This is a genomic window from Massilia sp. ST3 (assembly GCF_018119405.1).
In the GTDB taxonomy this organism is placed as follows: Bacteria; Pseudomonadota; Gammaproteobacteria; order Burkholderiales; family Burkholderiaceae_D; genus Telluria.
The window spans coordinates 1-14,282 of sequence record NZ_JAGPWC010000039.1 but is presented as its reverse complement, the minus strand read 5'-3'; the positions used below and the strand labels follow the sequence as shown (position 1 = coordinate 14,282).

Annotated in this window: 12 protein-coding genes; 4 read left to right on the top strand and 8 right to left on the bottom strand. The window is 68.1% G+C overall.

Annotated elements, in window-relative coordinates; all coding sequences use genetic code 11:
* Positions 1–81: 81 nt before the first annotated feature.
* Positions 82–405 (top strand): hypothetical protein, encoded by a 324-nt coding sequence (locus KBW98_RS14415; RefSeq protein WP_211520844.1) that lies wholly within the window; start codon positions 82–84, stop codon positions 403–405.
* Between the two features lie 199 nt (positions 406–604).
* Here the strand turns inward: KBW98_RS14415 and KBW98_RS14410 are convergent, their stop codons facing one another.
* From KBW98_RS14410 to KBW98_RS14385, 6 genes are read right to left on the bottom strand one after another with little or no spacing between them, the layout of a single operon-like run.
* Positions 605–1,858, bottom strand: coding sequence for a CaiB/BaiF CoA-transferase family protein (locus KBW98_RS14410; protein WP_211520843.1), 1,254 nt, complete (start codon positions 1,856–1,858; stop codon positions 605–607).
* A gap of 34 nt (positions 1,859–1,892) precedes the next feature.
* The gene (gene speD / locus KBW98_RS14405; RefSeq protein ID WP_211520842.1) at positions 1,893–2,246 is read right to left on the bottom strand and encodes an adenosylmethionine decarboxylase; all 354 of its coding nucleotides are present in this window, start codon (positions 2,244–2,246) and stop codon (positions 1,893–1,895) included.
* A gap of 2 nt (positions 2,247–2,248) precedes the next feature.
* The gene (locus KBW98_RS14400) at positions 2,249–2,410 is read right to left on the bottom strand and encodes a hypothetical protein (protein WP_211520841.1); all 162 of its coding nucleotides are present in this window, start codon (positions 2,408–2,410) and stop codon (positions 2,249–2,251) included.
* 7 nt (positions 2,411–2,417) lie between these two features.
* Complete coding sequence (locus KBW98_RS14395; RefSeq protein WP_229429197.1) at positions 2,418–3,860, bottom strand: DUF4178 domain-containing protein; 1,443 nt, start codon at positions 3,858–3,860, stop codon at positions 2,418–2,420.
* 14 nt (positions 3,861–3,874) lie between these two features.
* Positions 3,875–4,900, bottom strand: a complete 1,026-nt coding sequence (locus KBW98_RS14390) for an SPFH domain-containing protein (RefSeq protein ID WP_211520840.1) — start codon at positions 4,898–4,900, stop codon at positions 3,875–3,877.
* Positions 4,901–4,939: 39 nt separating this feature from the next.
* Positions 4,940–5,326: a DUF350 domain-containing protein gene (locus KBW98_RS14385; protein ID WP_211520839.1), complete on the bottom strand. Its 387-nt coding sequence runs from the start codon at positions 5,324–5,326 to the stop codon at positions 4,940–4,942.
* Between the two features lie 55 nt (positions 5,327–5,381).
* On the opposite strand from KBW98_RS14385, the gene KBW98_RS14380 reads away from it, so the two are divergent.
* A complete protein-coding gene (locus tag KBW98_RS14380) occupies positions 5,382–6,893 on the top strand; it encodes a polyamine aminopropyltransferase (RefSeq protein ID WP_211520838.1) in 1,512 nt (503 codons plus the stop codon).
* A complete protein-coding gene (locus tag KBW98_RS14375) occupies positions 6,893–8,509 on the top strand; it encodes an NAD(P)/FAD-dependent oxidoreductase (RefSeq protein WP_211520837.1) in 1,617 nt (538 codons plus the stop codon). Before KBW98_RS14380 ends, KBW98_RS14375 begins: the two co-directional genes overlap by 1 nt.
* A 46-nt stretch (positions 8,510–8,555) precedes the next feature.
* Here the strand turns inward: KBW98_RS14375 and KBW98_RS14370 are convergent, their stop codons facing one another.
* Both KBW98_RS14370 and KBW98_RS14365 read right to left on the bottom strand, forming a co-directional pair.
* On the bottom strand, positions 8,556–10,313 hold the full coding sequence (locus tag KBW98_RS14370) for a cation:proton antiporter (RefSeq protein ID WP_211520836.1): 1,758 nt from the start codon (positions 10,311–10,313) through the stop codon (positions 8,556–8,558).
* 161 nt (positions 10,314–10,474) lie between these two features.
* A complete protein-coding gene (locus tag KBW98_RS14365; RefSeq protein WP_211520835.1) occupies positions 10,475–12,799 on the bottom strand; it encodes a family 1 glycosylhydrolase in 2,325 nt (774 codons plus the stop codon).
* A 304-nt stretch (positions 12,800–13,103) separates the two neighbouring features.
* Here KBW98_RS14365 and trpS point away from each other — a divergent pair, with 304 nt between their 5' ends.
* Entirely contained in the window at positions 13,104–14,126 is a 1,023-nt protein-coding gene (trpS, locus tag KBW98_RS14360; RefSeq protein WP_211520834.1) for a tryptophan--tRNA ligase, read from the top strand.
* Positions 14,127–14,282: the final 156 nt, after the last annotated feature.

Genomic DNA, 14,282 nt, shown 5'->3' with positions numbered 1-14,282 from the left:
ACTTAACGCTTGATAAACCCTGAATCCGTCCTAAGCTGGAATGCTCCAGTGGAGTTTTCCGCTTACTTTCAGGAGGTCAACATGTTGCAAGCAGCCGAAATTCAGCAACGTTTCCGTCACGTCCAGCAGACCATCAACCAGGCCGAGGAAGCCTGCCGCAACGACCAGGCAATTCCGAACGAGATCCGCGACTGCATCCAGAAACTGGCCCGGGAATCGAGCCGGGCACAGGGCGTGATGCAATCGAACGACCAATCCGATATCGTCCAGTGCATCGACGACCTGGAAGCCATCGGCGACGAAGCCAAGCGGGTCTGCCGCACTGCGCAGCCGTCACCGCAGGTGCAGTCGATGGTGATGCGGGTGCATGATGAGCTGTCGGATTTCAAGCATCAGCTGCATTGATTGCATCTGGCGCTACGAGTGCGCTGCGAACTTGGGTCCCGGCCTTCGCCGGGACGACGGCTCGGAGGGTAATGGCAAGCTCAAATACCGTCGTACGCGCCACTGGCGCCTACGACTTCCGGCGCAGGCCGGAACCCAAGTTTCATGCACGCCGCGCAGCAACAAAAAACCGCGCCTCAGCGCGGTTTTTTTCGGTCCGTCACACGACACCCTTGTCACGTAGCGCCGCAATCTCTTCCTCGTTCCTGCCCAGCACCTCGCGCAGCACCTCCTCGGTGTGCTCGCCCAGCAGCGGCGGCGCCTTGGCGCTGGTCGCAGGCGTGGCCGACATGCGGATCGGGCTGCGCACCAGCTTCACTTTGCCCGCCTTCGGATGCGGCAGTTCGATCGCCACCTCGCGCGCCACCACCTGCTCGTTGGCGAACACTTCGCCGATGTCGTTGATCGGCCCGCAAGGCACGCCGCAGGCTTCCAGCAGCGCGATCCATTCGTCGCGCGTCTTTTCCTTGACCATCGCGGCCAGGATCGGCACCAGCTCCTCGCGGTTCTTCACGCGCAGCGGATTGGTGGCGAAGCGCGGGTCCGCGCCCAGTTCCGGCCGGCCGCCGGCTTCCACGAACTTCTGGTACTGGCCGTCGTTGCCGGTGGCGACGATGATGTGGCCGTCGGCGCAGGCGAAGGTCTGGTAGGGCACGATGTTGGCGTGCGCATTGCCCCAGCGCTTGGGCGGCTTGCCGCTGTTGAGGTAGTTGCTGCCCATGTTGGCGAGCATCGCCACCTGGGTGTCGAGCAGGGCCATGTCGATGTGCTGGCCTTGGCCCGTGCGGTCGCGGTGGGTCAGGGCCGCCAGCACGGCCACGGTGGCGTACATGCCGGTCATCAGGTCGGTCAGGGCCACGCCCGCCTTTTGCGGACCGCCGCCCGGCAGGTCGTCGCGCTCGCCGGTCACCGACATCAGCCCGCCCATGCCCTGGATCAGGAAGTCGTAGCCGGCGCGGTGCGCGTAGGGCCCGTCCTGGCCGAAGCCGGTGATCGAGCAGTAGACCAGGTCGGGCTTGATCTCCTTGAGCGACGCGTAGTCCAGGCCGTAGCGCTTCAGGTGGCCGACCTTGAAGTTTTCCAGCACCACGTCGCAGTGCTTGACCAGCTCGCGCAGCAGGGCCTGGCCGTCGGGGCTGGCGATGTCCACCGTCACCGAGCGCTTGCCGCGGTTGGCCGACAGGTAGTAGGCGGCCTCGCTGGTGTCGCGCCCTTCGGCGTCCTTGGCGTAGGGCGGACCCCAGGCGCGGGTATCGTCGCCGCTGCCCGGGCGCTCGATCTTGATCACGTCGGCGCCGAGGTCGGCGAGGTTCTGCGAGCACCAGGGCCCGGCGAGCACGCGCGACAGGTCGAGCACGCGGATGTGTCCCAGCGCTGTCGGCAGCGCGGAAGTAGAGATACCGGATTGCGTCATGTGGCTGTTCTAGTGTGAGATCGTGAAGGGCGGATTATAGCTGGCCGCGTTCCACCGTCCGCACCGTGCGCGTGGCGGGGGACAGGGCGCGTTCGATGAGGTCGAGGGCGCGCAGTGGCTGGGCCTCGCCGCACATGAAGATGTCGGCGGCGGCGAACCCGTGCTCGGGCCAGGTGTGGATCGAGATATGCGATTCGGCCAGCAGCAGCACGCCGGTGACGCCCATGCCGGGACCGAAGGTGTGGAAATGGCTGTGCAGGATGCGCGCGCCGGCGGCCAGCGCCGCCTCGCGCAGCAGGCTGTCGATGGCGGCCGCATCGAGCAGCAGGTCGGGTTCGATCCCGGCCAGGTCGGCCAGCAGGTGGATGCCGGCGGGACGGTGCGGCATGCTCACTTGTGGCCGCTCCCGCCGTAGTAACCGGAGCCGCCTCGTGAACTGCCGCTGCGCCAGCGGCCGGCATCGTCGGCCGAATCGAGCATGTCGACCCAGGAGACGATGGTGACGACGATCGTGACCGCGAGCGCATACAGAAAATAAGATCGTTTGTTCATGGCGTTTTCAGTCTTTCTTCGCGTCGAAGGAGATGAACAGCGCAAAGATGCCCGCTGCCAGCCACACGACGGTGTCGAAGAAGTTAAACAGGAGCGGCACCGCGTTCAGGCCCAGCATCCATAGCAGGAAGCGCCAGCGCAGGTCGTTCGGCGACATCGCAGACTTGCCGCGCGGCGCCGTGGGCGGCGCCGGCAGCTTGAACCAGGCGCGGACCTGGTCGTCGGCCACCGGCGTGGAGCGCGACCAGGTCAGCTCCTCGTCGTTCATCTCGGCGGCCAGGCTGGTCTGGCCGCGCTCGAACTCGCGTACCCGCACGCGCTCGCCGGCCGCCACCTTCCAGTTGAAGGCGCCGGCCGCCCAGCTGACGCGCGCCGGGTAGTCGAGCGTGCGTTCGTAGGCGATGTTGTGCAGCGCTACTTTCGGCGCCGCCGGCGTCCCCGGCTCGGGCCACTCGTCCAGCACTTCCGAGCGCCACCAGCCTTCGCCCGTCTCGACCAGCCAGAAGAACTGGCCGCGCGGGGTGTACAGCAGGTATTCGGTCCATTCCTCGCCGTCGTCGTCGAGGCGTTTCATGGCGCCGATCAGGTGGTAGTCCTGGTTGCCGATCCTGGCCACCGCGCCCAGCGTGAGCGTCAGCGGCACTCGCGCGGCGCGCTCGCCGGCGGCCAGCACCTCGGCCTGGGGCGTGGCGGCGTCGATGCGCGCGGCGCAGGCGGGGCAGACCAGGTTGGCGGCCATGCCGGGCAGGTAGCCGATCGGGCTGCCGCAGGAAGGGCATTGCAGGGCCTGGACCTTGCCCCGGTAGCGGCCCGCGCTGGCCTTGATCGCCTCGTCGTCGCGCAGCAGCTGGCACTGCATGGTCCCGAGCGTGGTGGCGAAGCCCGTGTACAGCACCGGCGTGTCGCCGTCGGAGTAATCGAGGGTGGCGAAGGCGGGGCCGCGGCGCAGGTCGGCCACGCGCGCCTGCCAGCCGTCGCCGACGCGGAAAGGCAGCTCGCCCTGGCCGCCGACGCAGGTAGCGACGCGCCGGTCCGAGACCGTGAATAGTCCGGCGCCCAAGTCGTACTGGGCGCCCACCCGGACCCGCTCGAAGTCCGGCCAGCCCGAGGGCAGGGGACGGGCGGTGGTGACGGTGTACTGGCCGGAGGCGTCGCCCAGCCAGCCGGACCCGCCATCGTCGTACATCAGGTACCACTCGTTCCACATGCCGGCCGCGTAGCGCAGCTGGATGCGGCCGATTACGGTAAAGCCGCGCCCACCCACCTTGCCCGAGGTGCCGATCTGGATCGGCGAATAGTCTTCCAGCACCTCGGACAGCCTGCCCAGGTCCTGCACCGCGCCGGCGTCCTTGTGCACCGTGGTGCGGCAGAACTCGCACACCGCCATCACGGAGGCGTGCGAACGGAAGGCGACGGGCGCGCCGCAGGAAGGGCAGGAAACGCTCAGCATCTAGGCGGGCTGCGTTATCCGATCAGCTTCTTGAGCAGCTCGGCCTTGGTGCTGTCGTAGTCGGCCTGCGAGATCAGGCCCTTGTCGAGCAGGCCCTTGAGCTTGCCCAGGCGGTCCTCGATCGAATCGCTCGAAGCGGGAACAGCGGGCGGCTGGGGCGGGGCGAAGGCGCCGCTCATGCCCTGGGCCATGGCCTGGCCGATGGCGATGCCCGCGCCGGCGCCGGCGCCGATACCGGCAATGCCGCCTTCGTTCTGGGCCGCGAGCGGAATGCTGCTGGCCACCTGGAACTGGGTGAAGCCGCCCATCTTGTCCGCGCCCAGGCTGGCCTTCATGCCGGCCGAGATGCGCTCGTCCAGGGCGGCCTGCAGTTCTTCCGGCAGGCTGACGCTGGTGACGTTGAATTCGTCCAGGCCCACGCCGTAGCGCCCGAAGGCCGCCGCCAGGTCGCCGCGGATCTGCTGCGCCATCAGGGTCTGGTTGGCGGCCATGTCGAGGAAGGCGATTTTCGATGCGCCCAGCGAGTTGGCCATGGTCGCCAGCATCAGGCCGCGCAGCTGGTCCTCGACCTCGTCGCGGGTGTAGACCGCACGGGTGCCGCTGATCTCCTTGAAGAACAGGCGCGGGTCGGCGATACGGTAGGAATACATGCCGAAGGCGCGCACCCGGATCATGTCGAAGTCCTTGTCGCGGATCGTCACCGGCTGGGTCGTGCCCCACTTGCGGCCGGTCTGGACGCGGGTGCTGAAGAAGTAGACATCCGACTTGAAGGGCGAGGCGAACAGCTTGTCCCAGTTCTTCAGGTTGGTCAGCAGCGGAAGGGTGGAGGTGGTCAGGCGGTGCGTGCCGGGCCCGAACACGTCGGCGATGCGGCCTTCATCCACGAACACCGCCATCTGCGATTCGCGCACCACCAGGGTGGCGCCGTTCTGGATCTCGTAGTCCTCCATCGGGTGGCGCCAGGCCAGCACGCCCTCCGTCTCCTCGTTCCACTGCAGGACGTCGAGAAACTGCTTCTTGATGAAAGAACCGAGCGACATGGTGGCCTCCGTATGCGGGCTGGATGAAATAGGGGTGGATCAGGAAATGCTGCCGGCGTTGATCAGGCCGATGGACAGTGAAATGGCGCCGAGCAGGCCGCCGAAAGCCATGTTGTCGGACTCGATCTGGTCCTTGGACATGCGCAGCAGGCGGGTGGCGATCACGAAGACCAGCACCTGGACCAGCATGGCGAACGCGCCCCAGCCCAGGAACTGGTAGTAATCGGCCGTGTACATCAGGCTTGCCGCCACCGTGACCGAGAACCCGAGCAGGGTGCCGCCCAGTGACAGCGCCGCCGCCCGGTTCCCCGCGCGGATCAGGTGCACTTCGTCGTAGGGCGTGACGCGGGTGTAGACCACGAAGAATCCCATCACCAGCGCAACAGCGGTTGCCAGGTGCAGCAGATAGTTTAGGATGGCGGGCACCTCGTCCTCCAGTGTCAGATTGGCAGCACCGCGATCTTAGAGCAAAAAAACACGCATGACCAAAAAAATCCTCATTCTTTCCGTTTTTGTCGTCGCTTCATGCGGCCTGGCTTACGAACTGATCGCCGGCGCCCTGTCCAGCTACCTGCTGGGCGACTCGGTGCTGCAGTTCTCCACCATCATCGGCTGCTACCTGTTCGCCATGGGCGTCGGCGCCCACCTGTCGAAATACGTGCGCGACGAGGACGTGCTGGCGCGCTTCGTCGACATCGAGCTGGCCGTGGGCCTGATCGGCGGCGTCTCGGCCGCGCTGCTGTTCATGACCTTCACCTGGATGGCTGCGCCTTTCCGGACCGTGCTGTATGTGACGGTGTTCCTGATCGGCGCCATGGTCGGCATGGAAGTGCCGCTGGTGATGCGCGCCCTGAACGAGCGCCGCACCGAGTTCGCCGAGATCGTCAGCCGGGTGCTCACCTTCGATTATCTTGGGGCGCTGGCGGTCTCGCTGCTGTTCCCGCTGGTGCTGGCCCCGCACCTGGGCCTGGTGCGCACCGGTTTCCTGTTCGGGATGCTCAACGTCGGCGTCGCGATCTGGACCCTGTACGTGTTCCGCGCCGAGCTGGGCAACCTGGGCGGGCGCGCAATCCGCGCCGGCAGCGTGATGTTCGTGCTGGCGCTGGGCTTCGGCCTGTCGGAGCGCATGGTGGAGTGGGGCGAGCGCGGCCTGTTCGGCGACGAGGTCGTGTACTCGACCACCACGCCTTACCAGCGCCTGGTGATCACGCGCTGGAAGGACGACCTGCGCCTGTACATCAACGGCAACCTGCAGTTCTCCTCGCGCGACGAGTACCGCTACCACGAAGCCCTGGTGCACCCGGCCATGCACGCCGTGCCCTGGGCCCGGCGGGTACTGGTGCTGGGCGGCGGCGACGGCCTGGCGCTGCGCGAGGTGCTGCGCTACCCGAACGTGCAGGAAGTGACCCTGGTCGACCTCGACCCGCAGATGACGGGCGCCTTCGCCACCCGGCCCGAGCTGGTCAGGCTCAATGCCGGGGCGCTGAAGGACAAGCGGGTCAAGGTGGTCAACGCCGACGCCGCCGTCTGGCTGCAGAACCACGCCGGCATGTATGACGTGGCCATCGTCGATTTTCCCGATCCGTCCAGCTTCGCCCTCGGCAAGCTGTACTCGGTGCCTTTCTACGGCGTCCTGCGCAAGCATGTCGCCGCCAACGGCATGATCTCGGTGCAGTCGACTTCGCCGTTCTTCGCGCCGCACGCTTACTGGACCATCGAGGCGACCCTGCGCGAGGTGGGCATGAAGACCTGGCCCTACCACCTGTACGTGCCTTCCTTCGGCGAATGGGGCTTCGTGCTGGCCTCGCCCCAGGGCAGCTTCGCCCCGCCCGAGCGCTACCGGCTGCCGATGCGCTACCTGGACGCCGAGACCACGCGCGCCATGTTCGCCTTCCCGCCCGACATGCAGCGCCTGCCCATGAAGCCCAACCGGCTGGATTCGCAGTCGCTGGTGCGCGAGTTCGAGCAAGACTGGCAGGGGGTGACCCGCTGATGGACCGGCGTTCCTTCATCGTCTCGGCCGGCGGCGCCGCGCTGGCCGGGCTGGGTAGCGCAGGGGGCTTCCAGCGCTGGCAGGAGATCACGCCCGGTGTGCGCTATCCCGGCCGGGCGGAAGGCCACCTGCTGCGCGACCGCGCGGCGCTGCCGCCGCCGTCGCACACGATCGAGACCGACGTGGCGATCCTCGGTTCCGGTATCGCCGGGCTCTCGGCGGCCTGGCAGCTGGACCAGCTGGGACGGCGCGACTACCTGTTGTTCGACGGGCCCGAGGCCTTCGGCAACGCGGCCGGCAGCACCTATGGCGAATACGCCTGTCCGACCGGCGCCCACTACCTGCCGCTGCCGGGCGTGGAATCGGCGCACGTGCGCGCCATGCTGGCCGATCTGGGCGTCATCCAGGACGGTGCTTTTGACGACGCGCCGCGCTACGACGAGCGCTTCATCCTGCACGGCCCCGAGGACAGACTGTTCCATCATGGCCAGTGGCAGGACGGCCTGATCCCGGCCGACGACCAGGTGGAGCAGCAGCGCTTCCTGGCCCACATGGACAGGCTGCGCCACGGACGCGGCGCGGACGGGCGGCGTAGCTTCGTGTTCCCCTCGGCGCTGTCGTCCAGCGATCCCGTCTTCGACGGCCTGGATGCGCTGAGCTTCGCCGCATGGCTGGACCGCGAGGGCTACCGTTCGCCGGCGCTGCGCTGGTACCTGGACTACTGCTGCCGCGACGACTACGGCGCCGGCATCGCCGCCGTCTCGGCCTGGGCCGGCGTGCACTATTTCGCGGGGCGCTTGGGCAGGGCGGCGAATGCGGACGATAACGGGCTCCTGACCTGGCCCGGCGGCCTGGCGCCGATTGCCGGGGCGCTGGCCGAACGGACCGGAGACCGGCGCCGCCCCGGCACGACGGTGTCGGTACGCGCGCGGGGAGACCGGGCCGAGGCCCTGTGCTTCGCGCTGGAAAACGGCAAGTCGCGCAGCTTCCTGGTCAAGGCGCGACGGATCGTGTGCGCCATGCCGCTGTTCGTCGCGGCGCGCGTGGTCGAGGGTATCGAGGCGCTGGGCTTCGATCCGCGCCGCCACCTGCCGGCCTACGCGCCCTGGATGGTGACCAACTTCGTGATGCGCGACTTCCCACGCGAGCGCGAAGGGGCGCCGCTGGCCTGGGACAACGTGGTCTATGGCGGCAAGGGGCTGGGCTATGTGGTGTCGACCCACCAGGACATCCGCGTGACGCCGCCCGCGAAGACCGTGTTCACGGCCTACATGGCGCTGGCGGACCGCACGCCGCTGGAGGCCAGGCGCTGGCTGCAGCGCGCCACGCCGGAGGAGCTGGTGGAGCTGGCGTCGAGCGATCTGCGGCAGGCGTATGGCTGGGCGTTCGCGGCCTGCGTGGAGCGGGCCGACATCACTTTGCGGGGGCATGCGATGGCGATACCGGCGCCGGGCTTTCGCGGCAATGCGGGGCTGGCGGCGCTGCGGGAGGCGAAGGGGCCGGTCCTGTTCGCGCATAGCGATTTGTCGGGGTTTTCGGTATTTGAAGAAGCTGCCTGGTGGGGATGCCAGGCGGCTCGGCGCGTAGGGTTGGCGGCTACGCCGCCGACGCGGTGATAGGTAGCGGCTCCGATATCGGGCTCGATGGCGTGATCGCCAACGATCACCGCGTCGGCGGAAGATCCGCCGACCCTACGAGCTTGGCGGCAAACTCGTCCCGCTCGCGATCGACGATGTCGTCCACGTAGCGCTCATCCAGCCCCATGGCCTCCAGCACGAAGGCCGACAGCTGCAAGCTCGCTTCCAGGGTCTCCGGCACCACCACGCTGGCCCCGGCCAGGCGCAGCGCCCGCGCATGCTTCTCGTCGCGCGAGCGCACGAACAGGCGCACGTGCGGGAATTCGCGCCGGATGCCGCGCACGGCCTGCATCGCCGAGGCCGGATGGTCCATGGTCAGCACGATGGCCGGCGCCTCGTCGGCATGCACGCGGCGCAGCAGTTCGGGGCGCGAGGCGTTGCCGAAGTAGACCGGCACGCCTTGCGCATGCAGCTTCGACACCAGCTTGGCGTCGTTCTCGAAGGCGACAAAGGGAATCTTCTGGTCGGTCAAGAGCTTGGCCAGCTGCTGGCCCACGCGGCCGAAGCCGGCGATGATGATGTGGCCGCGCGCCGAGGCCAGGCTGGCTTCGTCGGCCTCGGGCTGCTCGTCCTTGCGCTCCCAGCGTTCGCCGATGGCGCGGCCCAGGCGCGCCAGCACCGGCGTCAGGAACAGCGACAGGCCGACCGCCAGCATCACGCGCGCACCCAGCGCCGGGTCCAGCACCTTCGAGGTGACGGCGTAGCCGATCACGATGAAGGCGAACTCGCCGCCCTGGCCCAGCAGCAGCCCGCCCTCGGCGGCGCGGTTCCATGGCAGGTGGCCGATGCGCAGCAGCACGGCGACGACGACCGCCTTGATCAGGACCAGGCCGCCCACGAAGGCGGCCAGCCACAGCGGCGCCTCGAGGATCTGGCGGGTGTCGATGTTCATCCCGACGGTCATGAAGAACAGGCCCATGAGCAGGCCCTTGAAGGGCTCGACCATCAGCTCGACCTCGTGCTTGAACTCGGTCTCGGCCAAGAGCAGGCCGGCGATCAGGGCGCCCAGCGCCATCGACAGCCCGGCCGCGGCCGACAGGGCGGCGATGCCGAAGGTGGACAGCAGGATCAGGGCCATGAACACGTCCGGCTGGCGGTGGCGCGCGAAGGCCCGGAACAGCGGGTGGATCACGCGTCCGCCCGCCAGGTAGATCAGGGCGATGGCGCCCGCCGCCTTGGCCATGGTCACCAGGGCCAGCATCGCGACCCCGTCGCCGCTGCCCTTGCCCAGCGCCCCGATCAGGATCAGGATCGGCACTACCGCCAGGTCCTGCAGCATCAGGATGGCGAAGGCGGCCTGGCCCACCGGGCTGGCGGTGCTCTGCTGCTGGGTCATCAGCTGCATCACGACGGCGGTGGAGGAGAGCGAGAGCACCAGGCCGAGGATCAGCGCGGTCTGGCTCGGCTGGCCAAGCAGGGCGAGGGCGCCGCCGATCAGGGCCGCGCTCAGGATCACCTGGGCGCTGCCGGCCCCGAACACCCAGCGCCGCATGGCCCACAGGCGGGCGGCCGAGAGTTCGAGGCCGATCATGAACATCAGGAACAGCACGCCCAGCTCGGCCAGCATCGATACGCCTTCGCCGCTGGGGAAGGTGAACTGGGCCATGATCGGATAGTCCTCGGCCAGCAGGCCCAGGCCGTAGGGGCCGGCGACCGTGCCGACGGCCAGGAAGCCGAGGACCTGGTTGATGCGCAGGCGTTGCAGCAGGGGGATCAGGATGCCGGAGAGGATCAGGAAGAGGATGATCTCGCGGAGGAAGGGAAAGGCGTGTTGCTCTTGCACGGTTTGATGGCCTGGTTGTTATTCGGGTGGCCGGTGCATTTTAGCGTTTGGCTGCTTGTGGCTTCGGGTTGTGGAGGGGATTAGTCGGGTATTGGGGCTTCGGGAGGGAACTTGGGTCCCCGCGAAGGCGGGGGCCCAAGTTTGCATGCGCTACCAGCGGCTCAAGTCCCAGCCTGCACCGCCCCAACTTCAGTAGCCTCCTGCTGCCGATGCCCACTCGCCACCGGCTGCCGCGACTCGGCCGTCATCACCAGCTCCTCCATCTCCACTGGATCGCCGGCGCGCAGCTCCAGGTAGCGCCCCAGCGCGTCGTCCAGCTTCGGCAGCAGCACCCCGCGCTCGCTGTGCAGCGCGCAGTACGCCGGCCGCGCCGCGGCGAAGCCGAGCTGGGCGCCCGTGCGCAGTTCCAGGCGGCTGGCGTCGACGCCCGCCCGTTCCGCCGCGCGCAGCGCCAGGTCGGCCCAGGTCACGGCGCCGCCGTTCGACAGGTGCCAGATGCCGGCCTCGCGGTCGATCGCCAGGTCCAGGCAGGCGTGCACCAGGTCGGGCACATAGGTCGGGGTGATGGTCAGGTCGCTGGCTGCGACGAAGGGCTCGCCGCGTTCCAGCGCGCCCAGCGCCAGGGTCACGAAGTTGTACTGGTCCCAGGGGCCGAAGAAGGCGCTGGTGCGCACCATCAGGGCGTCCGGGTTCTTCTCGAGCACGATGCTTTCGGCTTCGGCCTTGCTGCGGCCGTAGACGTTGAGCGGGGCCACCGGGTCGGATTCGACATAGGGGCGGTCCTGGCGCCCGTCGAACACCAGGTCGCTCGAGAAGCTGGTGAGGTGCACGCCGTGGCGGGCACAGGCCGCGGCCAGCACGGCCGGGCCGATCGTGTTCTCGCGCATGCAGCGCTCGATCTCGCCCTCGGCATCGTCCACCCGCACGTAGCCGCAGGTGTTGATCACGGCCCAGGGCTTGTGCGCGGCCAGCGCGCGCTCCACGGAATCAGGGTCGGCGATGTCCATGTCCTGGCGCGACAGCAGCTTGAAGTTCAGGTTGCGCTTCTGGCAGACGCGCGCGAAGGCGCGGCCCAGGGTGCCGGTGGCGCCCAGCACCAGGATTGGCGCCGCGCCCGTGCCCACCAGGCGGTGGCCGTCGGCCGAGATCGAGGTCAGCGCCGCCGGCGTGGCCACCGGCGGATGGCACAGGAAGCGGCCCGGACGGCGCCACCAGCCCTGGCCGCGCAGCACCGGGTGCGACAGCGGCGCGCTTGATGCCAGTTCGCGCATCATCTTCGCCAGCGCGGTCGGGCGCGGCAGCGGCGAACGCACGTCGAAGGGCCCCGGCTCGTAGTAGCCGCGGTTCTGGGTCACCAGGCTGTTCCAGTCGAAGGAGCCGAGCAGCGACCACACGGTGACGGCGCGCACGTCCACGCCGTTGCGCTGCGACTGCTGGGCGGCTTCCCAGATCTCGAGCAGCCAGCGCAACTGGTCTTCGCGGTTGGCGTCGATGTGGGCCTCGGTCACGGCCAGCGGGATGCGGTAGCGGTCCCAGGTCTCGGCCAGCAGCGGGGCGATGCCGGCGGTCGGCGTGGCCAGCACGCGCGAGGCCTCGATGTCGGCGCAGGGCTTGCCGTCGGCGATGCCGCGGTGGTGTTCCGGGAAGCGCTCGGGACGGTGGTCGAGCCAGCGCTCGCTGGTGACGTAGTAGTTGACGCCGATGATGTCGGGCGGGCAGGGGTTGTCGCGGAACCAGAGGAATTCCTCGGCCGCGATGCCGGTCCTGGTCAGGTACTTCCACAGCTTGTGGCGCTCGTCGACCATGCCGCACAGCAGGTCCCAGGCCAGCCAGCGGCGCTCGTTGTAGAACTCGGCCACGTGCGCCATCTCGGGCGTGCTATAGGTCTTGCCGAGGTCGTCGGTCTGGACCAGCTTGGCGTCCGGGTTCACGGCGCGGATGGCGCGCATCGACAGCACCACGGCGCGGCACTGGTTGAGCAGGGCCTGCACGAAGGTCCGGTCGTCGCGGCCGTGCGGATACCACACGCCGTACAGGCCGGCGAAGCGGGCGGTGGTGCAGGGCTCATTGACCGGGGTGTAGTACTCGAGCCAGGGGTAGCGCGCGGCGACCGCGCCCGCATATTCCGCCAGCTGTTCGGCGAAGTTTGGATCGATGAGGCTGGTGTGCTGGGGACCGCTGCCGTGGTGGATCAGGCCGGCGATCGGCTGGACGCCGGCCTCGCGCAGGGCGGGCAGGCGCTCGTCGGGCCAGGTCCAGTCGGCGCTGCCCAGGCCGTTCGGGGCGGTGCGCTCCCACAGGATCGGATAGCGAATTGCGCGGATGCCGAGCGAGGCGAACCGCTGGATGTCGCAGGCGCGCTCAGCATGACCATTGCGGTCGAGCTGGCTGAAATATTCGTCGCGGACGCGGTTGACCGTGCATTCAAGGCCGCCCCAGAGTTCCAGGGACGGGATTGGATTGTTCGTGCTCGTGTTTGAATCCATAACATTCACCAATTATTAAAATTATTACAACATTGTGGTCCCAGGCGGGCGTCCGGATGAAAAAAGACCTGTGGGGAGCCCTGCCTGCCGTGTCATGGGGCCGGAAGCGGTTGACAGCGGGACGCCAACCTGCAACCATGCGGTCCATGAACTTTCCGAAAGCACATCTGATGTTTCGTACCTGGTGGCGCCGCTCGTAACGCGCGGCCCCAGGAAATGATGTGCATTTCAAACAACGCCGCCTCGATTCAGGTGGCGTTTTTACTTTGGCGCAGGAAGATCGGGGCAAGAACAAGGAACCTCGATGACCCAGCCAACCGCTAACCCTTCCACGCCCATCATCCTGACCGGTGACCGTCCGACCGGTCCGCTGCACCTCGGCCATTTCGTCGGCAGCCTGCGCAACCGCGTCGCCTACCAGGACACCTACCGCCAGTTCGTGATGCTGGCGGACTCCCAGGCCCTGACCGACAACATGGATGACATCGGGAAGGTACACCGGAACGTCGTCGAAGTGGCGCTCGATTACCTTGCCGTAGGGATCGATCCGGCAAAGACCACCATCCTGATCCAGTCGCAGATTCCCGAACTGACCGAGCTCACGTTCTATTACCTGAACCTGGTGACGGTGGCGCGCCTGGAGCGCAACCCGACCGTCAAGCAGGAGATCATCCTGCGCGGCTTCGAGCGCGACATCCCGGCCGGCTTCCTGACCTATCCGGCCAGCCAGGCCGCCGACATCACCGCCTTCAAGGCCAGCGTGGTGCCGGTGGGCGAGGACCAGATCCCGATGATCGAGCAGTGCAACGAGATCGTGCGCAAGTTCAACCGCAACGCCGGCCGCGACATCCTGGTCGAGTGCAAGGCCATCGTGCCGGAAGTCGGCCGCCTGCCGGGTACCGACGGCAAGGCCAAGATGAGCAAGTCGCTCGGCAACACCATCAACCTGGGCGCCTCCGCCGACGAGATCCGCGCCGCGGTCAAGATGGTCTACACCGACCCGCTGCACCTGAAGGTGTCCGACCCGGGCCACCTGGAAGGCAACGTGGCCTTCATCTACCTGGACGCCTTCGATCCGGACAAGGAAGGCGTGGCCGCGATGAAGGAGCACTACACCCGCGGCGGCCTGGGCGACAGCGTGGTCAAGAAGCGCCTGGAAGGCGTGCTGCAGGAGATGCTGGCCCCGATCCGCGCCCGCCGCGAGGAGTTCGCCAAGGACCGCGGGCAGGTGCTGCAGATCCTCAAGGAAGGCACCGCCCGGGCGCGCGAGATCGCGGCCGTGACGACCGACGAGGTGAAGAAGGCGCTGGGGCTGTCCTACTTCTGACCGGAACCGGCGCGACATCGTAGGGTTGGCGGCTCGGCCGCCGACGCGTCGATACGCACCGTCCGCATCGTCGTGCCGGGCGTCGCGCACGCCAACCATCCCCGCGTCGGGGGGGCCGCCCCCCCCCCCCCCGGGGCGGGGTGGGGCCGGGGGGGG